This is a genomic window from Ruegeria sp. BH8, assembly GCF_056538065.1.
This window is the reverse complement of sequence record NZ_JBQFSP010000001.1, coordinates 1,041,920-1,064,145: the sequence shown is the minus strand read 5'-3', so window position 1 is coordinate 1,064,145 and position 22,226 is coordinate 1,041,920. Positions and strand designations below refer to the sequence as shown.

At 55.7% G+C, this 22,226-nt stretch carries 22 protein-coding genes; 6 read left to right on the top strand and 16 right to left on the bottom strand.

The features are described 5' to 3' along the window. Nucleotides 1-75: 75 nt before the first annotated feature. Genes ACR0AD_RS05230 through alr form a run of 3 tightly spaced genes read right to left on the bottom strand, consistent with a single transcriptional unit; the run spans nt 76 to nt 2,632 of the window. On the bottom strand, nt 76-822 hold the full coding sequence (locus tag ACR0AD_RS05230) for an ABC transporter ATP-binding protein (RefSeq protein WP_480485443.1): 747 nt from the start codon (nt 820-822) through the stop codon (nt 76-78). Further along, nucleotides 819-1,601 (bottom strand): MlaE family ABC transporter permease, encoded by a 783-nt coding sequence (locus ACR0AD_RS05225; protein WP_209503739.1) that lies wholly within the window; start codon nt 1,599-1,601, stop codon nt 819-821. The genes ACR0AD_RS05230 and ACR0AD_RS05225 overlap by 4 nt, the downstream gene beginning before the upstream one ends. Further along, the gene (gene alr, locus ACR0AD_RS05220; protein ID WP_480485445.1) at nt 1,598-2,632 is read right to left on the bottom strand and encodes an alanine racemase; all 1,035 of its coding nucleotides are present in this window, start codon (nt 2,630-2,632) and stop codon (nt 1,598-1,600) included. Before alr ends, ACR0AD_RS05225 begins: the two co-directional genes overlap by 4 nt. A 240-nt stretch (nt 2,633-2,872) precedes the next feature. Here alr and ACR0AD_RS05215 point away from each other — a divergent pair, with 240 nt between their 5' ends. Next, the gene (locus ACR0AD_RS05215) at nt 2,873-3,412 is read left to right on the top strand and encodes a GNAT family N-acetyltransferase (RefSeq protein ID WP_480485447.1); all 540 of its coding nucleotides are present in this window, start codon (nt 2,873-2,875) and stop codon (nt 3,410-3,412) included. Between the two features lie 157 nt (nt 3,413-3,569). Here the strand turns inward: ACR0AD_RS05215 and ACR0AD_RS05210 are convergent, their stop codons facing one another. The 11 genes from ACR0AD_RS05210 to ACR0AD_RS05160 form a co-directional block, all read right to left on the bottom strand. Next, nucleotides 3,570-5,060, bottom strand: coding sequence for a replicative DNA helicase (locus tag ACR0AD_RS05210; RefSeq protein WP_480486465.1), 1,491 nt, complete (start codon nt 5,058-5,060; stop codon nt 3,570-3,572). Nucleotides 5,061-5,319: 259 nt separating this feature from the next. Beyond that, entirely contained in the window at nt 5,320-5,997 is a 678-nt protein-coding gene (locus ACR0AD_RS05205; RefSeq protein ID WP_480485449.1) for an orotate phosphoribosyltransferase, read from the bottom strand. 148 nt (nt 5,998-6,145) lie between these two features. Then, a complete protein-coding gene (locus ACR0AD_RS05200) occupies nt 6,146-7,138 on the bottom strand; it encodes a type II secretion system F family protein (RefSeq protein WP_480485451.1) in 993 nt (330 codons plus the stop codon). Between the two features lie 13 nt (nt 7,139-7,151). After that, the gene (locus tag ACR0AD_RS05195) at nt 7,152-8,120 is read right to left on the bottom strand and encodes a type II secretion system F family protein (protein ID WP_480480649.1); all 969 of its coding nucleotides are present in this window, start codon (nt 8,118-8,120) and stop codon (nt 7,152-7,154) included. Next, nucleotides 8,117-9,505, bottom strand: coding sequence for a TadA family conjugal transfer-associated ATPase (locus ACR0AD_RS05190; RefSeq protein ID WP_480485453.1), 1,389 nt, complete (start codon nt 9,503-9,505; stop codon nt 8,117-8,119). The genes ACR0AD_RS05195 and ACR0AD_RS05190 overlap by 4 nt, the downstream gene beginning before the upstream one ends. 12 nt (nt 9,506-9,517) lie before the next feature. Next, on the bottom strand, nt 9,518-10,744 hold the full coding sequence (locus tag ACR0AD_RS05185) for a CpaE/TadZ family protein (RefSeq protein WP_480485455.1): 1,227 nt from the start codon (nt 10,742-10,744) through the stop codon (nt 9,518-9,520). Continuing rightward, nucleotides 10,744-11,391: a TadE/TadG family type IV pilus assembly protein gene (locus tag ACR0AD_RS05180; protein WP_480485457.1), complete on the bottom strand. Its 648-nt coding sequence runs from the start codon at nt 11,389-11,391 to the stop codon at nt 10,744-10,746. The genes ACR0AD_RS05185 and ACR0AD_RS05180 overlap by 1 nt, the downstream gene beginning before the upstream one ends. After that, on the bottom strand, nt 11,388-11,885 hold the full coding sequence (locus tag ACR0AD_RS05175) for a TadE/TadG family type IV pilus assembly protein (protein WP_480485459.1): 498 nt from the start codon (nt 11,883-11,885) through the stop codon (nt 11,388-11,390). Before ACR0AD_RS05175 ends, ACR0AD_RS05180 begins: the two co-directional genes overlap by 4 nt. A 13-nt stretch (nt 11,886-11,898) precedes the next feature. Further along, nucleotides 11,899-13,437 carry a pilus assembly protein TadG-related protein gene (locus tag ACR0AD_RS05170; protein ID WP_480485461.1) on the bottom strand — a complete coding sequence of 513 codons (1,539 nt, stop codon included), beginning with the start codon at nt 13,435-13,437 and terminating at the stop codon, nt 11,899-11,901. A gap of 8 nt (nt 13,438-13,445) precedes the next feature. Then, nucleotides 13,446-14,405 carry a Flp pilus assembly protein CpaB gene (gene cpaB / locus ACR0AD_RS05165; RefSeq protein WP_480485463.1) on the bottom strand — a complete coding sequence of 320 codons (960 nt, stop codon included), beginning with the start codon at nt 14,403-14,405 and terminating at the stop codon, nt 13,446-13,448. A 135-nt stretch (nt 14,406-14,540) separates the two neighbouring features. Next, nucleotides 14,541-14,705, bottom strand: a complete 165-nt coding sequence (locus tag ACR0AD_RS05160; protein ID WP_267367933.1) for a Flp family type IVb pilin — start codon at nt 14,703-14,705, stop codon at nt 14,541-14,543. 898 nt (nt 14,706-15,603) lie between these two features. Between ACR0AD_RS05160 and ACR0AD_RS05155 the strand changes: the two genes are divergently transcribed. Next, nucleotides 15,604-16,068: a helix-turn-helix transcriptional regulator gene (locus ACR0AD_RS05155; protein WP_480480665.1), complete on the top strand. Its 465-nt coding sequence runs from the start codon at nt 15,604-15,606 to the stop codon at nt 16,066-16,068. Nucleotides 16,069-16,539: 471 nt separating this feature from the next. Continuing rightward, nucleotides 16,540-16,725, top strand: coding sequence for a hypothetical protein (locus tag ACR0AD_RS05150; RefSeq protein WP_480473092.1), 186 nt, complete (start codon nt 16,540-16,542; stop codon nt 16,723-16,725). Between the two features lie 235 nt (nt 16,726-16,960). Here ACR0AD_RS05150 and ACR0AD_RS05145 read toward each other — a convergent pair whose 3' ends face one another. Then, complete coding sequence (locus ACR0AD_RS05145; protein WP_480485465.1) at nt 16,961-18,007, bottom strand: hypothetical protein; 1,047 nt, start codon at nt 18,005-18,007, stop codon at nt 16,961-16,963. 209 nt (nt 18,008-18,216) lie between these two features. On the opposite strand from ACR0AD_RS05145, the gene ACR0AD_RS05140 reads away from it, so the two are divergent. Genes ACR0AD_RS05140 through ACR0AD_RS05130 form a run of 3 tightly spaced genes read left to right on the top strand, consistent with a single transcriptional unit; the run spans nt 18,217 to nt 20,869 of the window. Continuing rightward, nucleotides 18,217-18,816 carry a PepSY domain-containing protein gene (locus ACR0AD_RS05140; RefSeq protein WP_480485466.1) on the top strand — a complete coding sequence of 200 codons (600 nt, stop codon included), beginning with the start codon at nt 18,217-18,219 and terminating at the stop codon, nt 18,814-18,816. A 38-nt stretch (nt 18,817-18,854) separates the two neighbouring features. Then, nucleotides 18,855-19,514: a response regulator transcription factor gene (locus tag ACR0AD_RS05135; protein ID WP_209503754.1), complete on the top strand. Its 660-nt coding sequence runs from the start codon at nt 18,855-18,857 to the stop codon at nt 19,512-19,514. Next, a complete protein-coding gene (locus tag ACR0AD_RS05130) occupies nt 19,514-20,869 on the top strand; it encodes a sensor histidine kinase (protein WP_480480671.1) in 1,356 nt (451 codons plus the stop codon). The genes ACR0AD_RS05135 and ACR0AD_RS05130 overlap by 1 nt, the downstream gene beginning before the upstream one ends. Before the next feature lie 125 nt (nt 20,870-20,994). Here the strand turns inward: ACR0AD_RS05130 and ACR0AD_RS05125 are convergent, their stop codons facing one another. Further along, complete coding sequence (locus tag ACR0AD_RS05125; RefSeq protein ID WP_480480673.1) at nt 20,995-22,176, bottom strand: ammonium transporter; 1,182 nt, start codon at nt 22,174-22,176, stop codon at nt 20,995-20,997. Nucleotides 22,177-22,226: the final 50 nt, after the last annotated feature.

Sequence of the window (22,226 nt, the reverse complement as noted above, 5' to 3'; positions counted from 1 at the left end):
CGTTGCGCTGGTTTAACGCAAAACTGTCAGATTTCCGTCGATGATTTTTGATTTATTTGTCCAGCATCACTGCTATCACCGCACCGCCTCAATCGGCCCCTCAGCGCTCCCGCTGATGAACTGCTCCACATAGGGATCACCCGAGGCATCCATCTGGCTGACAGGGCCGGTCCACTGGATCACACCTCCGTGCAGCATGGCCACGTTGTCGGCAATCGCGCGGACGGAACTCATGTCGTGGGTGATGGTCATCGCGGTGGCGCCCATCTCGGTCACAATCTCGCGGATCAGGTCGTTGATGACGCCGGACATGATCGGATCGAGGCCGGTGGTGGGTTCGTCAAAAAAGATAATCTCAGGCTCGGCGGCGATGGCGCGGGCAAGGCCCACGCGTTTTTGCATCCCGCCTGACAGTTCTGCCGGAAAACGGTCGGCCACGTCGGATTTCAGGCCCACGCGGCGCAGTTTTTCGATGGCGATCTCGCGCGCTTCCTCGGTTGGACGTTTCAAGGATCCACGCAGCAGGCGAAAGGCGACGTTCTGCCAGACGGTCAGCGAGTCGAACAGAGCACCGCCCTGAAACAACATTCCAAACCTGGCCAGAAACGCATCCCTGTCACCGGATTGTGCATCTTTGCCGTCCACGTAGATCACGCCACTGTCAGGGTGGATCAAGCCCAGAATGCACTTCAATGCCACCGACTTGCCGGTGCCCGAGCCGCCAATGATCACCATTGAGGTGCCTTTGGGAATCTCAAGGTTCATGCCTTGCAACACACGGTTGTCGCCAAAGGCTTTATGTACGTTCTCCATCCGGATCATAGCGAGAAGAACACCCCTGTGAGAACAAAGTTTGCGGCGAGGATCAACACAGCTGCGGCCTCGACCGACCCTTTGGTAGCGCGACCGACACCCTGTGCGCCGCGGCCCGAGTTCATGCCGTAATAGCAACCCATGATAGCCGCGATCACGCCAAAGGCCGCGCCTTTGACCAGAGACGATACAATGTCGCGCATCTCAAGGAAATCGACCGTGTTTTTCAGATACGCCGCCGGGTTGAAGCCCAGATTCTGCGTAGCGACAGTGTACCCGCCCGCAATCCCGATAACGTCACCTACGGCGACCAGTGCAGGTACGGTGATCAGCGCGGCCAGCACACGTGGAGCAGTAAGGTATTTCATCGGATGGGTCGACAGCGTGACCAGAGCGTCGATTTGTTCGGTCACTTTCATCGTGGCGATCTCGGCCGCGATGGACGAGGTCACGCGCGCGGCGATCATCAGGCCGACCAGCACCGGGCCAAGTTCTCGCACCATGCCGATGGCGACGATTTGGGGCACCACCGCCTCGGCGTTAAACCGTGCACCGCCCGCATAGATTTGCAAAGCCAGCGCGCCGCCGGTGAAAATGGCGGTCAGGCCGACGACGGGCAGGGACAGCCAGCCGATATTCAGCAGGGCCATCCCGAATTCACGCGGATAGAAGGGTGGGCGCAGGATATGCGACACTGCATCAAGCGCGAACAGGGCCACCCGGCCAAAGGCCGCAAGCAGGCCCAGCACGGTGCGGCCCAGCCCCCCCAGCGCGCTGATTGGGTTCATTCCACGTAGCCCCGCGAATAGCGATTGCCCATTGATGTCAGGATTTCATAGCCAATTGTACCAGCGGCCTCGGCCAGATCATCAACGGTTTGATGACCGTTGAGAATGCGCAGGCGCTCCGGGTCTTTCGGCAGGTCCGTGACGTCCACGGTGATCAGGTCCATTGAGATACGTCCAACAACCGGGCAGGGTTGGTCGCCCGCAAATGTGTCGATGCCGCCGCCAATGGCGCGATGCAGGCCATCTGCATAGCCGGCAGCAACGGTGGCGATCCGGGACGGCCGACGCGCCACCCAGGTGTTTCCATAACCCACGGTCTCGCCGACAGCCAACTTGCGCACCTGAATGACAGGAAGGTCAACGGTTACGACAGGCTTTGCACCGGCAAAGGGCATTCCGCCATAAAGACCAATACCCGGGCGACAGAAGTCAAAATGAAACTCAGGCCCCAAAAGCATCCCGCCCGTCGCTGCCAGGGAGCGCGGCGCAGCGACCCCATCAGTCATGTCGCGGAAGGTTTTCAGTTGTTGCTGGTTCATCGGGTGTTCCGGCTCGTCCGAGCAGGCCAGATGAGACATGATGAGTGCCGGGTTCAAGGCTTCGGCCTTGGAACGCAACTCAGCCCAGTCAGCAGGTTCAAGACCAAGCCGGTTCATACCACTGTCCAGTTGGATACCAAACGGGTGGTCGGGCAGGGTCTCTGTATGGCGTAGAAACTGTTCTGGCGAGTTGATCAGCGGTATCAGGTTGTTGCCGCGCAGCAGATCGGCATCGCCTTCCATATGTCCCGAAAAAACGAAAATCATCGGGCCGGGGCCAACGGCCTCGCGAACGGTTGTGCCTTCTTCTGCAGCAGCCACGAAAAACTTGCGAACACCTTCTTCTGCCAACGTGTCGCTGACAGGTCCTGCGCCCAGCCCATAGGCATCTGCCTTGACAACGGCACCGGTTTCGACCCCGGTCTTCGCGTCGAGTGTCCGCCAGTTTCTGGCGAGGGCCTGAAGATTGATCGTCAAACGTGCAGTACTCATGGGACTGTTCATGACATTGCGCCGTCCAAGGTCAAGAGGGAAAGGGCTTTTTCCGCGACAGATTGCGCCCATCAAACGAAAGGTACGGCGGAAAACACCCAAAAAAGCAGACATTTTGGCGACTTACTGCTGTGTTAAGCCGTTTTCGGGATTGTCTTCACATAGGTGTTAAAGTGATCTTGTGAACAAGATCGTCCCATCGCGGCAAAAATCGGTGCGGCGGCATATCCCGAGGAAATCATGGATTTTTATATCGATCAAACGCCAGACCCGTTCGAAACAGCCCGGTTTTTCGCAGATGTGTTTTCGGCGTCGGAAGGCCCGGACGAGGGGGCGGTTATCGAAGCTTTTGTTCAAGAGGTGATCGATACCACCCCACCACAGGATCTGATGGTGTGCACCGCGCGTCACGATCAGGTGCCGCTTGGCTGCGCCATCTTTTCCCGATTGCTGTTTCCACAGGACGCGCGCCGGGTTTTTATCCTGTCGCCTATGGCTGTCCGAACAGACAGGCAAAAAGCCGGGATTGGGCAGGCTTTGATTGCTTATGGTCTGGATTGCCTGCGGGCATCAGGCGTGAACGTGGCGCTCACCTATGGTGATCCCGCTTACTATCGAAAAACAGGTTTCGAACAGATTTCTGAGGCCACTGCACAACCGCCGCTAAAGCTGAGCCATCCGCATGGCTGGCTGGGGCAGTCGCTGGATGGTCAGGCACTTGCGCCACTCAGCGGCCCGTCGCAATGTGTTTCCGCGTTGAACAATCCGACGCTTTGGTGAGTGCAAGGTTCAAACTGTCAGTGAATAGGCGGGCAGAACTTATTCTTGGTTCGCGCATCAGATCCTGAATTGTGCGAAAGGTTCACAGAACCTTTTTTGCTTTGCCAACAATCAAAAGAAGGTCAGGAAAACCCAAGTAAGGCTGTCCTTTTCGCGATCAATAACCTTCGATTTCACCACCCTGCTGCCAGGGTTTGACAAGATTACCGAACCGGGTGAATTGCGCCTCGAACGATAGCTCGACCGTGCCGATAGGACCGTGGCGCTGTTTGCCAACGATAATCTCGGCCTTGCCGTGCAGGCGTTCCATGGCCTGTTTCCATTCTTCCATCTTCTCAAGCTCGTGATCGCCGGGTTTTTCACGTTCTTTGTAATACTCTTCTCGGAATACGAACATCACGACATCGGCGTCCTGTTCGATCGAGCCTGATTCACGCAGGTCAGACAGCTGGGGACGTTTGTCGTCGCGGTTTTCGACCTGGCGGGAAAGCTGTGACAGTGCAATCACCGGAATGTTCAGTTCTTTGGCGATTGCTTTCATGCCCATCGAAATCTCGGCAATCTCGTTAACCCGATTGTCGGACATGCCGCGGCAGAGTTGCAGATAGTCGATCACCAGCAGGTCCAGCCCATGTGTGCGTTTCAACCGTCGCGCGCGTGCGGCAAGCTGAGAAATCGGAAGGGCGGGCGTGTCGTCGATAAAAAGCGGGCAGGCTTCAAGTTCTTTGGCCGCATCCACGAAACGGCGGAATTCGGCCTCGGTCATGTCGCCCTGACGGATCTTGTGGCTAGAGATTTCGGACGCCTCGGCCAGAACGCGCCCGGCCAGCTGTTCGGCGCTCATCTCAAGTGAGAAAAAGCCGACGACCCCGCCGTCAATCGCGCCTTCGGAACCATCCGGTTTCAGACCGCGTTTGTACGCTTTGGCCACGTTGAAGGCCACGTTGGTCGCCAGCGAGGTTTTGCCCATCGATGGACGACCCGCGAGAATGATCAGGTCCGAGGGGTGAAGACCACCCAGTTGTTTGTCGAGATCGACCAGACCGGTCGAGATTCCAGCCATGCCGCCACCGCGCTGGTAGGCTTCGTTGGTGACGTTGACGGCTTCTGTGACCGCCTTGAGGAAGGACTGGAACCCCTGTTCGGTCTGGCCCTGCTCGGAAAGCTGATAAAGCTGTTGTTCGGCCTCGACGATTTGTTCTTTCGGTTCGCTGGCTACATCGACCCGCGCGGCCTTGTCGGAGATGTCGCGGCCCAAGCGGATCAACTCGCGCCGGATGGCGAGGTCATAGATCATCTGAGCATAATCATGTACCGCAAAGGCACTGATCGACGCGCCGGCCAGTTTGACCAGATAGGCGGGTCCGCCCAGTTCCTTCAGGCCCTCATCCTCGGCCATAAAGGATTTCAACGTCACAGGCGAGGCCAGCGTGTTCTTTGCAATGCGTGCAGCGGCGACCTCATAAATGCGGGCATGAACCGGGTCATAGAAATGCTCGGACCCAATGATCGAAGCGACCCGGTCGTAAAGGTCGTTATTCGTCAGAATTGCACCCAGAAGCTGCTGTTCAGCCTCAATGGAATGCGGCATGGTTTCGGCGTTCTGAATATGCGCCGCTGCCTGCTCGATACTGCTGATCTCGTTCATCATGTCCCCGCTGCCCGTTCCGAGGTTCTACACGCCACACCCCGGTTCAAGCTATCTGCAAATGAATGGGGGTAAGTTGGTATAACTGCCCCCCGCCTTGGGATAACTGCCCACCCCAATGGGGATAACTTTGCCCTAGTTTTACACGGGCGCAGCGTTACCGCAACATTTGGTGTGTTGGCTGGATATCTTGACTAGATAGGCGCGCTTTGATGCGATTCGAAAATCAACTATCCCCAAGCCGTCCACAGGCTGAAAATCACGATTTTCGCGCGTCCTGCCAGCCTCGCGGGTCGTTCAGAAACGCCTCGACCCCGTCAAGTGTTTCCTGATCAAAGGCTTTTTGCGCCTTGGCCTCGGCCAGAACGTCCCACCACGTGCAAAGGTGATGCAGCTTTACACCATGGTCGCCCAGCGTCTTCTCGGTTTCGGGGAAGATACCGTAGTAAAAAATCACAGCCGTATGCCCGCAGGTGGCACCAGTCTCGCGAATTGCATCGACGAAGGACAGTTTCGAACCGCCATCGGTAGTCAGGTCCTCGACCAGCAACACGCGTTCACCTTCGCTCATTGCGCCTTCAATGCGGGCGTTGCGCCCGTAACCTTTGGGTTTTTTGCGCACGTAGGTCATCGGCAATGCCATACGTTCGGCCACCATCGCGGCAAAGGGGATGCCCGCAGTTTCGCCGCCCGCAATGTTGTCAAAGGCTTCAAAACCCGCGTCCCGCATCACCGTAACGGTCAGAAAATCCATCAGCGTGGAACGAATGCGCGGGTAGGAGATCAGCTTGCGGCAATCGATATAGGTCGGGCTGGGAAGGCCACTTGCCAGCGTGAACGGCTCGCGCGCGTTGAAGTGGATGGCCTTGATCTCCAGCAGCATCCGGGCCGTCAGGCGAGCGATTTCAGTGCTATCGGGAAAAGAACTGGGGATCATGGCGGGACCTCGGCGATGAAATGATGTTTCGGGCTGATAGCCCGACCCTTGGCCCGGAGTCGAGAGCTGTTGGAACAAAAGAAAAGCGGACCCCCCTAAGGTCCGCTGTTTCCGGGTAGTCAGCTATGCGAACACCATTGTCGCTGCGTTACCCTTGCCCGAACATGTTGACCCACCGGATCAGCATTGGTGCCAGACAAATCAGCAATAGGACAGGCATCATGCACATGGCCATCACGGCAGACATCTGCACAGGCAGACGGTTTGCCTTTTCCTGGGCGCGAAGTTCTCGGTCAAGCCGCATGTCAGTGGCGAAGCGGCGTAACGATGCGGATATGCTGGTTCCGTACTGGTTGGATTGCAAAAAGGCGTTCGCGAACGAGTTCATCTCGTCGATACCGACCCGGTTCGCCATGTCCAGAAAGGCGGCCTGACGTTCTTTGCCTGCCTGCAACTCCAGTTGAAGAACCGAAAACTCCTGCGAGATTTCCGGAGCTGCCTTGGCCATTTCATGCGAGACCCGGATCATCGCCGCGTCAAAGCCCAGCCCGGCCTCGATAGCGACTTGCAACAGGTCAAGCGCGTTTGGCAGGCTGTGTTCGATGGCCTGGCGGCGTTTCTTTATGCGACGTCGCAACCACAGTGCCGGGCCATAAAAGCCCAAGACCATCAGTGCCGTCACGACCTGCATTGTGTTAACCCACGTAACACCCTGCAAAAGGTCGGCGATCCCTAACTGAACTTGCGTTTCGATCGGCAATGCCATGGTTGCGACGAACGCGGCAGGCAACACAAATCCTAGGACGACCCGAAAGGTATAATAGGTGCGAATGGCGTGCTTTTGCCGAATCCCGGCCTGTTTCAACAGCTTCCCGATCCTGGAGCGTTCGCGTTTTGACGACGGGACGAAGGCCTTCAGCAGCCCGTGCGGGTCGCTATTGTCACCCTGGATAAGGTCAAAATCCTGCCCATGCCCTTGTGAAACCGACCCAACGCGCATACGGCGTGCTGCCGTGTTTTCACTTGCCGTAAATCCGGAAAGGCCCATGACGACAAAGAAAACACTAAGGGCAATTCCGACCAACAGGATCAACTGCGGTGTGATGCGCGGATCGTTTAGAATGTCCTGAAATATATCCATATCCCAATTCCCCTTAGAATCTGAATTTAACCAGCCGCTTCAGGATGAAACCCTGGGCAATTGTCAGGCCAATGATCACCTGGGCGAAATACGGAAACAGCGGATCGCTGCGTACGTCGCCGTAAAATGTTGGGGAGGAGACCTCGATCGAAAGATAAATGATGACCGGCAAAATCGTGAGGATAAGGCTGCTCAGGCGACCTTCGGCGGAAATTGCCTTGATCTTCTTTTGCATCGTGTGCCGGTCCCGGATGGTCTGGGACAGAATGCTTAGAACGCGGGACAGGTTGCCGCCAGTTCCATGCTGAATGCCGATACTTACAGCAAGGTATTTTGCATCCTCTGTTCCGACGCGGTGCGCAAAGTCGTGAAAGGCGGTCGCGACGTCATCACCATAGTTGATCTGGTCTTTGATGATGCCAAACTCTGACCCGATCGGATCCGGCAGATCAGAGGCAACGTTTCCAACCGTCACTGCAACGGGATGCCCCACCTTCAGCCCCCGGGCCATCAGGTCTAACGCGTCTGGCAGTTGTTTCGTCAGTTTCTTCGCGCGGGCGTCTTTCATGGCGACCAGCACGATAACCGGGCCGATGAGGCCGAACACAGCGCTCAGAATGACTGCCAGTTCCGGTGCAAGGAACCGGGAGGCCCCGAAAAAGATCATCAAAACCAGAAGGGAGACGGCGAGAACCACCCAAACCGGGTTGACCGCCAAACCGGCTTGCACAAGCAGACGACGAAACCGCGTAATCAGCCCGGCTTTTTCACCAGCAGCCAGCATTGCGGGATCGCGAAGCAGCTGCAACACCTGATCCGTCGAAGCCCCGTTCTGGATCAGTTTCATGCGGCGGTTTCTGGCTTCGCCATGCGTTTCCTTGCGCGCCAGAAGCTGGTGAACGCCTTCGTAGGCAAGCAGAATACCCAGAAAAATCGAAATATAGATCAGGATGTTCAGTATGTTGGGCTGAAGGTCAATCATGATGTCGTCACCCCATGAATAAACATGTTGGTGTCCACATCGACACCCGCCGCCACCAGCTGGTCGAAGCATTTTGGCCGTATTCCGGTTGGCAGGAACTCTCCCAGAACGTCGCCGTTTTCAGACTTGCCACGGCGCTTGAAGACAAAGATGTCCTGCATCGTGATCGTATCGTCTTCCATGCCCGTGATTTCGGAAATACTGACGACCCTGCGTGTCCCGTCGCTCAGACGGCTGAGTTGCAGGACGATCTGAATGGCCGAGGCAATTTGAGACCGGATGGTTCTGACGGGCAGGTCAGCCCCCAGCATCGTCACCATCTGTTCGACCCGGCTGAGCGCATCGCGGGCCGAGTTTGCATGTACGGTCGTCATGGAGCCGTCATGTCCCGTATTCATGGCCTGAAGCATGTCAAAGCATTCGGCACCACGGACTTCGCCGACAATAATGCGGTCAGGCCGCATCCTGAGCGCGTTGCGCACCAGATCCCGCTGCGTGATCACCCCTTGACCTTCCGAGTTGGGGGGGCGGGTTTCCAAGCGGACGACATGGCTTTGTTGTAACTGAAGTTCGGCCGCATCTTCGATTGTCACGATACGCTGCTTGCCGTCGATATAGGATGAAACGGCGTTCAGCATTGTTGTCTTGCCCGAACCGGTGCCGCCAGAAATCAGAATGTTCAGCCTGGCTTCGACCAGCGCGGCCAGAAGCTTGGCTGCCTGTTCGTTCATGCTGTCCCGCTGAACCAACTTGTCGATGGTCAGGGGATTGCGCGAGAATTTGCGGATCGACAGCGCCGGCCCATCAACTGAACACGGGCGGATAATCGCGTTGACCCGGCTTCCGTCTTCCAGACGCGCATCGACCCATGGCTGGGATTCATCAATACGGCGGCCGACCCGGCTGACGATCTTGTCAATGATCCGAAGCAGATGGCGTTCGTCGCGAAAGCGCACGGAGGATTGCTCCAGCAGGCCAAATCGTTCCACATAGACCTGATCATAAGAGTTGACGAGAATGTCGTTGATGGTCGGGTCTTCCAAAAGGGGTTCCAGCGGGCCCAGACCCATCACTTCGTGAATGAGCTCATCAACAAGGGCCGTAAATGCCTCGGACCGTAAATGAAGGCGTTCGGCCTCGATCAGCCCTGTGACCAGCGCGGCGATCTGACGTTTCAGTTCGGACCGTTCGACCTTGTCGATCACAGACAGGTTCAGACGGTCGAGAAGCTCACTGTGCAGGCGGCTTTTAAGCTCCAGATGTGCTTGCAGGTCAACGTCCACCGGCTCTGGTGTTGCTTTGGACTTTGGCACCTCGATCGGCCGTTCCAGAATCAACACGTTCGACTTGGACGCGGCCCGGCGTGATTTGTACTCGTTAAACACGGCGATCTCCCATTATGCAGTTTTTTGTGTGGCTGGCCGGGTGCCTTCGGACATGGACGCAGCCAGTTTCGTCAGGGCCTTGCCAAGGTCCGAATGCGGCTTCATGTCCACAATCGGTCGTCCCAGATCGACCGCGTTTCGCGCAATCTTGGGGTTGTCCGGCAGCCAGTGCTTCAGTTTCGTTTCCAGCACTTTTTCGGCCTCGCGAACGTGTGCGGGTTTGATCAGCGTCTTCCGTTCGCGGTTCACGACAACCTCGACGGGCAGGGCCACGTTCGCCTCGCGATAGAAATCGATCAGGCGCCGGGTCTGGCGAACACACGGAACCGTGGTGTCAGTAACCAGTGCAAGTTGGTTCGCGCGTTTAAAGATGGGTTCGACCCATTCCACAACGGCACAGGGCAGGTCGATGACAACATAGTCGTACCGGCGCTGAAGCAGGTCGAGCATCCCCTCGATCAAGCCCGGTCGTATGGATTGAAGCGGAACCAGCGGCGCGGGCGCGCACAACACATCAATGCCGAGCGTATGGTTCTGAAGGATCGACGTCAGGAAATGATCATCCGGCTCTTCCTGATTTTCGATGAGTTGGAGGCATCCCCCGTTATCTTCAAGATCCAGAAACACGTTCGCGTTTCCGAATTGCAGATCAAAATCCAGAAGCGCGACGCGGTTTTTCGCCTTTTTCCTCAGGAAGGATCCTTTCCCGCCCACCAGCGAGCAGGCAAGGTTGACTGCGACCGTTGACGCTCCGATTCCACCGCGGGATTTTGCAACCGGGATCACCGTGCCAAGGGCAGAGGGGCCATTTCGAATGAACCCTTGCGGAAGTGAACGGGAAGAGATTTTTTCTGCTACTGCAGCTTTCAGCCCATCCTCGTCAATGGACAGGGGCAGAACCTCGTCGATGCCGATTTTCCGCAGTTCGCGGGCGACCGAGATCGAAACATCATTCTGCGTCAGCGCGACAAACAAGGTGTCGTCTTGTCGATGGGTCAGCAGGTCTTTGACAGCCAGAACCTCGCCCGCGTCGCAGGGGTCGATTTCGAAAATAACCAGGTCATGCTTGAATGCCAGATTGCGTGCTGTTCCGTTCAAAGCTTTGAAAGAACCCGCATTCTCTGAGATTTCGTTATTTTGACCGGCGGGAAAGGCATTGGCGACCACCTGAGCGACGGTTTCGCTTTCAGATACAAGCATGACAGAATGTGAATTGAGATTGGAAACGTTCTTAACCATTAACCTGACTCTCCTGATGCCAGGTCTTCGGCAGGCAGCGAAACGCTGAAATTGGAAAACCCGGCTGTTGAAGGAATTGTGCTGCTGGTCGCGCCCGCGGCATTTGCAAGCGCGGCCAGCGGCGACACGAACTGAAAATCATTCAGGTTCAGCTCAACCGTGACCATGGGCGTGTAAGGGCCACCCAGGAAGCCCAGATTGGAATTGAAATCATAGGAAAACTGCAAGGCGTCAATCGTCGTGCCGGGGGGCAGCAACGGGTTGATGCGCCCCCAGATTTCAGATGCCGTGGCGTTGGCGGTATCACCCACACAAGGTGGTGTTACGGGGTCGGCACATACGCCAGCCGACGCACTGCATGGGGTGCCAAAGCGAGGGGACAACGCGGATGTTCCCCGCGTGTGGGTTTGTGGCACACCCGGACAGGCCGCAAGGCGCACCACAGCGATGCGCGCCGCCAACTGTGCGGCTTTTTGCGCGTTCACTCCGCTGTATGATAGCCGGCCAAAGTCCAGCAATGCCAGGAACAGGAAGGAAAACAGGGACACAACCAAGGCAAACTCAACAAGAACCCCACCATTTTGGTCGCGCAGCATCTTGTCCGCGACCTGGCGACAGATGGCGCGATTATTCCGCAACCTTGTCATTGGCCAAATATCCGCGATGTGTCAGCGACGTCGGTGGTTATCGATGACGCGCCGCTGCCGAAAAGCTTCAGTATGCCCCCCAACGGGAACTGAACGGTGATATTGGCGCTTACCTGACCGACGGGCGCCGGGTTCATGCGATACGTGCCGGACACGCAGGACAGGCTGGGTGTTACCGAGTTGACGGTTATGCTGGGGGGAAACAGGCTGTTGCCATGAATGTCACGCTCGACAATCCCTTTCAGAGTTGTGCTGAGCCCCGCGACAGTTCCGCCAGACGAACAGATATCCGAGGGCGTGACGCGCGACATATAACGGCTGGCATCCCGGACCCCGGCAATGACCGACTGGTACGACCACATGAGGCGTGCGGATTCCAGTGTCACCGCCAACAGCAGCAGCATAATCGGCATGACAAGGCCAAACTCGACAAGGATCGCGCCATCTTCGTTTTTGGCGAAGCGTTTGAAAGGGGATTTGAGGCGAATACACATGAACACTCTGCCCCTATCGATACAACTGTACGACGTCGCGAAAGATGCCGCCGAACCCGTTGCCGCCGCTGCCAACACCGGTCACATCGGGGAAACCGACGACCTCTCCGTGGATGTCGAAACTGGGGGGCGAGCCGCCGTCATCACCCACCGGTTCAGTCAGGAACACGGCAACAAATTTTGTGACTGGAACTCCGGTAGTCGAACCGGATACCGGGTTTTGCGCGCAATCAACACCAGCAGCCGTAACAACGCGCCGCGCCGGGTCTTCGGACATCTGGCTGGAACACATCGGGCGGCCGGTTTCAGCAAGCGAAGGGTCCAGAATGGAGTTTGCGTTCGGCGGCGCGTGTGGGTTTGTATTTCCGTAGGCTATTTCCCTCAGATACATTCCGTAACGCGTCCCGGCGAAAACGGTATCCGACCCGGACAGCGCGGGCAGATGCGTGTCGCTGCCTATGCCGTCGGCAATCCCATCAGCCAGATCGTGGTTTCGATTAAGGTACCCGGTTCGATCCCAGTTGCCGTCACCGAAACGGTTGTTTCCACCGCAGGTGCCCGCCGTCATGCACAGGTCGCGCCCCAAACCTGTTGTATCAGGGGTCGTCTGTTCATTACCCTGAATGCAAGCGCCGCCACCGTTGCTTTCAATCCCCTTGATCACATTTGGTGCGGGCGCGAAATCGATATTGTTCTTCTCACCGTTGAGAACCGAGCGGTAGATGTCAAAGCGGACGTTGAATGCAGCGTTGGTAATGCCGTTTTTCTGGCCGGGTTCGGTGTTCAGACCATTGGTCAGAACACATTGGGTGATCTGGCTTTGCGCCGCGATCAGACAGGCCAGCTTATTGCCCCCTTCGTCGGCACATACACCCGAGCTGTCTTGGAAATTCGCCAGATCAATAAAGCCGAAATTGCCCGGACCCCAAGCCGTTCCGTTGCCGCCACTGCGCAGCAATATCTGGTCGCCTACGGTCAAAGTGGATTCCCAATTCGGGGGCAGGCAGAACATTAGGGGTGAGATATCGCACGCCGCTTTCGAGTATCCGGCCACTGCCTCGGCTGAAACGCTGGCAGCAGAAAACCCAGCCCCACCAAGCATTTTGTCCAGCGCCGAAGCCAGGCTCATCGTCAGGGATTTAGGTGTCAACACGATCTGCGCGAACCTGGCCTTTCGTGGATCGGTTGTAATATCTGCGCCAAGCGGGGTCAGATCCGATGCCGGAAGCGCCGAGTGAAACAGGAGGGTATAATCCGAAGATCCTGAAAGCGTGGTCGCCCCGTTTGCGAATGTCTGGCTGTCGCTGACAAGATTTGCTGCTGCATTTGTGGCTCGCGTAATCGCGTCCGGTTGGCCGTCCAACTCTCCCGCTGCGGCCAAAGCTACGTTGTCGGCGAATGACTGAAGCTCTGCATGTGTCGAATTCAACCGGCCAACGTCCAGTGTGATTGCAAAGAACCCAAGGAATGCGACCAAAGCAGTGCCCCACAGGATCGCGACGGTGCCGTTCTCCTCTTGGGCGAATGCGGATATGATAGCGCGAGTTGGCATGGCTGAACTTATTGACCGGGTGTCTGACTGACTTTGATTGGGCGAATGCGGGGTTTGACGCGCGGAGTCGCGGACGCCGGCGCAAGCTGCGCATCTTTTTGGGTATCAGGTTGCAATTCGGCGGCGGGCGCAGTTTCTGTTGCCTGTTTCGCTTCTTCCTGTTGCCGCTGGATGGTCACAACCTCAGTCTCGGTTCCCCGGCGCAGCTTTACAGTGGGTTGAATATCCACCTTTTCTACCGGTCCTTCCTCCTGCAACAGATCGCGCAGGCGAACCATCTCCATGGGTTCATCCTCGACGCTGTCCAGGGTGCGCAGTGTCAGGCTCAGGGTTCCGGCCTTTTGAGCCAGGGCCAGACGTTGACCTTGCTGCGGGGTCACTTCCACCGTAATCGTGCGGGCGACCTCCGGCTGATCGCTTAATTCTTCCGACTGCTGGTCCACGCCAATGACGCGAATATTCTGCAAGATGGTGACCGCGCGCAGGTCCTGCTTGGCACCTTGGGTCAAGACGATATCAACGTGATCGCCTGGGGTAACAAAACCGCCCACGGCTGTTACAGCATCGACCTCGATCGCCATGGCGCGTGTGTTTTCACCCAACTTCTGAACAAGGGTGACTTTTTCTCCAAAGTTCGAAACCTTGGAAAGAAGCATTACTTCGCCTGGATAGAACCGGCCCTTGGCGCGCCGCAGCTGACGGCGATTGTTTGGAACAAGTACATCAATGTCCGTGAAAACTCCGGCCGGGAGCGCCTCGCGCGGCCAGGGGTGAATTGTGACGTCGTGCGCTTCGATCGTTTGACCAAACGCGATTTCTGACCGGGCCACGTAGATCTCAACCAGATCGGCATCTGGCGAGACACCGGCAGTGCTTGTCTTAAACTGAATGTGATCTTTCGCCAGGTAAACGGAACCGGACGCTATCGCAATTCCAAACAGTGTAGAAATGATTGGCCTGATACGCATCACTCTCTCCAACAATTACGTTCTGAAATATGGAACTTCGGTCGTCTTGCTTTCGCGAAATTCCTGGCGGTGAACTCTGCGCCGCAACAGTGGCGCGGCGGCACAGAGCTCTGTATTTTGGTAAGTGTGTTTGGGTCAGCAGGTCGCGCTACCCAGAGCAGCGCATGCACCAGTCACGTTTGTGTTGGTAGTGGTGCCCAGATACGAGAATGCGCCAACTGCAATCGACGCCACGACCAAAAGAGCCAGGCCATATTCGACAATTGCTGCACCGCTTTCATTCTTAACAAACTTCTTCATGAATTTAGTCATTATTTCCCCCAAATAGGTTAGACGTTATCAGCGCTCCGTATTCTTGAGCGCAAGCCAGGCGAAAATGCATTAGCTCGGGAATCAGAATAGGAACGGGGGAAATGCGTGCCTTCCTTCAAAGGTAATTGAAATACACCTTTTGGTTGAATTAATTTAAGAAAATCACCCTTTTGGGCGAATACATTTAACCCTGCGTTAACAACGTATTAACGTTCAGCGAATCGCCCTTTTTCGGAAACAATGAATTGAGCCGGGTCGCAATTGTGAGCGGGATGGTGGTTGATTTTTACTGACCGGTCTGGCGTTTGCGGATTGGCATCGTGCGGTTCAGTGATGACAAGACTTAGAAAAGCATATTAAAAACAGATATATAAAGTTTCTTAAAAGCCTTTGTTTGAAAACTTCCCGCGCAGACAAGCCGATAATTCCGGTTGCTGTGACTTCGAAAGGAACACAAATTTGTTGTAGTAACCCGAACCTGTTTGTTTGGTCGGTCTGTTTAGTTGAATGGTTAATTGTTATGAGTGTGAGTTTTTTAAAGAGCGCTCAGGCGAGGGAGAGTCTGGACTTTGTAGTGGAGTGGACTCAGGCCCTATGCGGTAATGGCTCCGTGTCTCGATCCGTAAATTGTTTAATGCGCCTGGCAAATGCTGATGCGGTTCTAATTGTCAGAATGCAGAAAAAGGATTGGAAGGCAAAGCATATTGCGCGCTGTTGTGTCCAGCAGGGGAAAATCTGGCCTTCACAGCCGCAAACGCAGGCAGAGTTGGTTATTGGAGAATGTATATCAACGGCAAGGCCGGGTTCAGTCTGGAAACTATCAGACTTGGTGTTATCCGACGCATCACCAATCTCCCATTGTCGGCCCCAAAGGCCTGAGGGGCTGGTGGAGGTTATCCTGATTCCGCTGGACGTAACCGGGGCGCAGGTTGATTACATTGAGCTTCACTACAGTATTCACCCGCAGACCTTCGAACTTGATCTGATAAGTGCGCTGGCTCCAACATTATCGTCTGGCTGGAGCAAACGCTTGCCTGGAACAGTTGCTGCCAACTCCGAGGTTCTTCGGAGTCACCGGTCCAAGTTCAACAGCAACAATCGCTTTGTTCCGATCCTTGATCCACATAATCCGGCCGACCTCAGCAGATGCGAGTTTCGGGTATGTGCGATGATGAAAGAGGGAATGACAGTGAAGACGATTTCGGAGACTCTGTCCATTGGCCCGACAACAGTTCGCTCGCACCTAAGTTCCATATTTTCCAAAACAGGGGCGACGAGCCAGGTCGAGCTTTTGCATCTATTGAACCGAAGCGTTGATGCTGACAGGGGTTTTGCTCAGATCGCGGGTTAGCGAACCGAATGGATTGCTATCAGGACGGTCTGAAGACCTTTTCTTGATCTTTTAAGGATCCATCTGTCGTCATGGTCCTACCCATTGTTGTTCCATGACGGTCGAACAACTGCTGAACTTAGTCGCAATTTCGTCGGCTGTCTTGTAAGTTTCTAAATTTCGGCCGCAATTTTGCTCTCTATAGCAATGTAGGGAATCTGACTCGTTCGCCATGACCAACTGCCGCTTTCGTGGGGAGGAAACAACCCTACGGAGTGGGGAGAGCGCGTCAGATTTTTATGCTCTTCCAGTTTGATTGTATCTGTTGACGAAAAAATATCCTGTTTTGTTAGCTACTTAGTCGTTGTTCATGATTTCGCGACAACATTAACATAATGTGAACAATGTATTCTCTGAGTGTTCAACTGGCTCGGGGCATACTGATCGCACAGGCCGGGCAAACCACGTCCGGTTGAATGGAAGGGGAACAGCATGATCAAGACTGCTATTGAGGTTGCGCCGTATGCATGTGCGACAATGCAACCCCATAATCCCGTCATGAACGGCGAAGTTTCAAGTAATACAAATTCGAGCAGCAGTCGCTTCCCTCCTATCGAAAATGCACTGACAGAAATCGTAAATAACAAGCGACTAGAAGAGGCGAACCGGGACTTCTGAAAATCAGACGTCCGATGGATTTCCGGATCAACTTGATCAGGGAAAGATAAAGCCCGCTCCGAATTGGAGCGGGCTAAATTTTTTCTCAGTAACCTTTGCCAACTTGCGTCGGGCATAAGCGCAATACAACCTGGCGGTCAGGATCTTAATGAGAAAGTCGGGCCAGCCAAACGGCTGGTAATCACTTAGCTGGCCCGGTCTTTTGCCCACTTCATAAGAATGAAGGCAAAAGCTGTTAGCTATCCAGTCCGAGCATTGCCTTTACAGCAGCCTCGACCTCGTCGGTGACGGGTTTGTTCGCAGCGTCTTCCAATGCCGCGCGCTCATCGAGTGACTGCTGCTCAACGGCGTCTGCCAGGTCTTCGACGTCTTGCATGGCTTCCTCGTACTCCAAGGCTGCCTGTTTTTCGGCATTCAGGCTGTCAGCGGCATCTTTGGAAGCTTGCAGATCATCGTTTGCGTCCTGAAGTGCGTCCTCGATATCAGGATTGGTGCCTCCCGCATCTGCCAGTTGCTGTTCGAGATCATCGACGATGTCCTGCTTTTCCTGAACATCGGCCAGCGCATCCTCAAGGTCGTCATTGATTTCAGCGCTGGAGCGCTCCGGCGGGGTCATATCATCCAGAAGGTCTTGTTTTTCGGCAAGCTCAGCTCGGATGCTGTCGCCAGCCAAAACCGTGTCGCGATAGGTTGCAATGCGACCGACGCGCGAATTCGGGGCAGCGTTCTGGAGGGCCTTCTCACTTGCGTTGGCTGCGTTCAGTGCGCCCAGTTCCGAAGGGTGGACGCCCAGCGCGGCAGCCAGTTTATTCCCCTTCTTGTGGGAATCGGTCAGGTCCGTTTCCTCGACCTGAACCTTAGATTTTGTCGCGTGCGCTGACGGTGCGGTCTTGGTCTGAGTTTTCGTGGACTTCTTACCGGTAAACAGTTCTTTCAAAGAGAACGATTTTCCCTTCGAAGATTTTGACTTCGAACCCTTTGCGCCAGAGGTAGTGCGCCCTGACTTGCCGGCGGATTTTGAGCCGCCACCTTTGGTCGCGCCATTACCGCCGCTGTTGCCTTTGCCCTTTCCGGCACTGTCGCTGTTTCCTTTGCCACCACCGTTACCACCGCCGTTTCCGTTACCACCACCATTGCCACCGCCGTTTCCTTTACCGCCGCCTTTGCCATCTTTTGCATAAGCCACGTCAGGAAATGCAATCGCGCCAACAATTGCGGTGGAGCCTAACATTGCGATTGCGAGTGCAGAGGCTTTCAGCAAGCCGGTCATATTGGTTTTCATAGCGTTCCTCGTAAATCGAAGGCGTGTTTCAGTGGTCCGACATAGTTTTCCAAGATTCGCACACAGGCAAACCGCTTGCCGGAATCAAGATCTGACAGGTGCTATCTAAACCGATCATCATTGAACCCACGCCAAACTGGTCGTTCATCCCCAGTTCATGTTGAAATCGGTAGATTATGTAGGTGGTTGCGCAGTAAAGAGTGCCGAAGATGAGAAAGCTCTTAACCATTATGTTTCTTATTGTCTTTCTCCAGCCCGGAGAAGGCAATGCAGCCGTTCGTGAGCTGAAGCAGGCAGAACTGCGCAAAGCAACAACCTCGGGCAACGCAATCCGGTTGCAGAAAGTCATCAAAGGGGTCGAACAGGTCTTTGGCGGTACGCCTATTGATGCGCGAGCTTTTCAGGCCGACAAAGTTTACTACCGCGTACTGGTCAAAAAGCCGAACGGGAAGATTGTCAGTGTTATTGTTAACGCAAAAACCGGCGTTGTCGTTTCCAACGGGTCCAAGATCGGCAAACAAATCTCAGAAGCGGCCAAATCTGCGCCCGGAAACTCGGCCAATGCGAAATCTCAAGGCAAGTCTTCAGTCAAAGCAAATGGCGGTCAAAGCGGCAACCGCGGGAACAGCGGTGGCGGTCGCGGCAACTCTGGTGGCAATGGCGGAGGCAACTCCGGAGGTAACGGCGGCGGCAACTCCGGTGGTAACGGTGGTGGCAATGGCGGTGGTAACGGTGGTGGCAATTCTGGTGGCAATTCTGGCGGCAACGGTGGTGGAAACGGTGGCGGCAACGGCGGTGGTAAAAAGTAATGGTTAAACTGCCATTCGCACGCCTATAATTCCCAAGTATGAGAGTCTTACTGGCAGAAGACGAACCGCACCTTTGCGAGCAGATCAAGAAACTGTTGAACGCTGAAGGTCGGGTCGTGGACATTGTGAACAGCGGCCTGGAAGCTTTGCATCTGGGTGCAACAGAACCCTATGACATGATCATCCTCGATATTGGATTGCCGGAACGCGATGGCATTTCAGTTCTGCGGGAATGGCGCAGTGCGGGCATCAAGACTCCGGTGCTGATCCTCACGGCCCGCGATGGCTGGAGCGAAAGGGTCGACGGATTGGACGCAGGCGCGGACGACTACATGACCAAGCCGTTCCATATGCCCGAACTGGCAGCGCGGGTCCGTGCCATACTGCGGCGGCAGAGCGGTCAGTTGAATCCCGTCGTCGAAATGGGAAATGTTGTGCTGGATACCCGCAACGGGCGTGTAACGGCGGATGGCGTGCCCATCGACCTGACCGCGCAGGAGTTGGCTGTTCTTACATATCTGGCCCATAATGTTGGGCGTATGATCTCAAGGACCGAGTTGTCGGAACATATCTACGAATACGATGGAGACAGGGACTCGAACACCATTGCCGTCTTCATAACCCGTCTGCGCAAAAAACTTGGCCCTGATCTGATCACAACGATTCGGGGCCGCGGATACATGATCGACTCTGCCTGATGTTATCCCTGCGTCAACGGGCTCTACTGGGGGGGATCGCGTCGGGTGCCCTTTCAGTGGGTGTTGGTACGCTGGCCGTGTTCTCGTTCATCAATGCCCGCGTTTCAGACAGGTTTGATACCGCACTACTTGATCGTCACACGCAACTGGTCGTTGGGTTGAGCGTTACGACCCATGACCCGGATGCGCTGCGGAATCTGATGTTCGATCCAGCCTATGGCACACCGTATTCCGGCAGATACTGGCAAGTCAGCAACAGCGAAGGTGAGATCTTTACGTCGGCTTCCTTGTTTGATGAAGTCATTGCCGAACCGCCGGGGAACCCTGATGTAACGACGCTTTGGAACACGCCTGGTCCGGAAAGCGAAGCTTTACGAGGAGCCTTTCAGAAAATTACCTATGAGGATGGAACGGTCTGGGGGGTCAGCGTTGCCGAAAGTCAGGCCCAGCTTGTCGCGGAACGCCGCGCTGCACAACAAAGCCTGCTTCCGGTTTTTGCGCTGGTTGGTCTGATCGGTGTCGTTGGGTCGCTACTTCTGACGTCAATCATCCTGACGCCACTCAGAAAGCTTCGGTCAGATGTGGCGCATCGTTGGGATCGGGACGAAGACCTTAGGCCAGGCGATTATCCAGAAGAGGTGTCTCCTCTGGTCGAGGATCTGAACCAGCTCTTGCGTCGAAACCGGGAAATCGTATCGGGATCACGTCGTCAGGCGGCAGATTTGGCCCATGCCCTGAAAACGCCTACTGCAATCATGCGCAATGAATTGGTGCTGTTGTCCGAAGCGGGAGGTTCTACGGAAACCGCTGTGGAAGCTCTCGACCGCATTGACGCGCAACTGGGCCGGTCTTTGGCCAGAATGCGGGCGCTGAACACTGCAGATTTGACCCATTCTCGTGCTGATCTGTCTCATTCGATTGATCGACTGGCGCGTCTGTTCACCACCATGGCCGAGCGCGAAGGAAAGTCATTGGAAATCGAACGCGACCCGGGTCTTTGGGTGCGTATGGACGCGCAGGATATCGAAGAAGTTTTGGGCAACCTGCTGGATAACGCGGTCAAATGGTGCAAACATAAGGTCCGCGTGACGGCCATGAGAACCTCGAACGGGATCGAAATTGTGATTGACGACGATGGTCCGGGAATTCCTCAGGACGCTCACCGCGAGGCGCTGCGATCGGGGGGGAGGCTGGATACCTCTGTTTCGGGCAGCGGCCTTGGGCTGGCCATCGCGGTTGATTTGTTAAAGGCCTATGACAGTCGACTTGATCTGGGTGCATCCAGCTCGCTTGGCGGTCTGGAATGCCGGATCGTAATTCCGAAGGGAACCAATGCGCATCCTGCGACGGGCTGATCATTTGCCCTGAAGGTTCAGGGTGCTTTGGGTGTGACGTAGGTGGACAAGGCGCCAAAACAAGAAAAGCGGACCCATGACAGGTCCGCTTTTGCCCTTGCGGGCGATAGGCAGCCAAGGTGGGCTTAGCTGCTCATGTCATAGGCCCGCTCACCATGTACCGAGAGGTCGAGGCCATTTGTCTCGGTCTCGGCGTTTACGCGAAGTGGTGTGATCAGTGCAACCAGTTTGACCAACACAAACGTGACAGCTGCCGCAAAGACACCCACGATAACCAGCCCGCCCAACTGTGCGGTCCATGTGCCAAGGCCGAACAGGGCGATCATGATGGTGCCGAAGATGCCTCCGACGCCATGTACCGCGAACACGTCCAATGTATCGTCGATATTCAGCTTGTTGCGCACCAGACTGACGGCTTCCTGACACAGAATGCCCGCGACAGCACCGATGATGAGGGCCTGAACCGGACCCACAAAACCCGAAGCGGGAGTGATCGAGGCCAGACCTGCAATTGTCCCGGTGACAAGACCCACCATCGAGGCTTTGCCAAAGCGGATGCGTTCCCAAAGCGCCCATGTCAGTGACGCAGTTGCGGCGGACAGGTGGGTAACGGTCATCGCCATCGCAGCGCCACCGTCCGCGGCCAGTTGCGAACCGCCATTGAAGCCGAACCAGCCGACCCACAGCATCGCGGCGCCGACCATGACATAGCCGGGATTATGCGGCGGGGTCGTTCGGTTTCGGCGTGGGCCAAGGATGACGGCGATGATCAGGGCTGCCAGACCAGCGGTTTCGTGCACCACGATACCGCCAGCGAAATCACGCACGCCAATGTCACCCAAAATACCACCATCGGACAGCATTCCACCGCCCCAGATCCAGTGAACCACCGGCGCATAGCACAGCAGCATCCACAGCGCCGAGAAGGTGAGCACAAAGCCAAAGCCCACCCGTTCAACATATGCGCCCACGATCAGGGCCGGGGTGATGATGGCAAAGGTCATCTGAAAGGCAAAGAACAGGATTTCTGGGAGAGTGCCAGCAAGGCTGTTCACATCAACACCGTTGAGGAAAGCCTTGCCCAAACCACCCCAAAGCCCACTTTCACCGGGTCCAAAGGCGATGGAGTACCCGGCCACCAGCCACAGAATGCTCATCAAACAGGCAATGGCAAAGCAATGCATAAAAACGCTGAGCACGTTTCGGGCACGTACAAGCCCGCCGTAAAACAAGGCCAGACCCGGTAATGTCATGAAAAGGACCAGTGCTGTAGCAACTATGATCCAGGCTGTATCGGCTCCATTCATGGGCCGCTCTCCTTTTCCCTGCATGGTTTCCCGGGCAGGTCATCTGACAA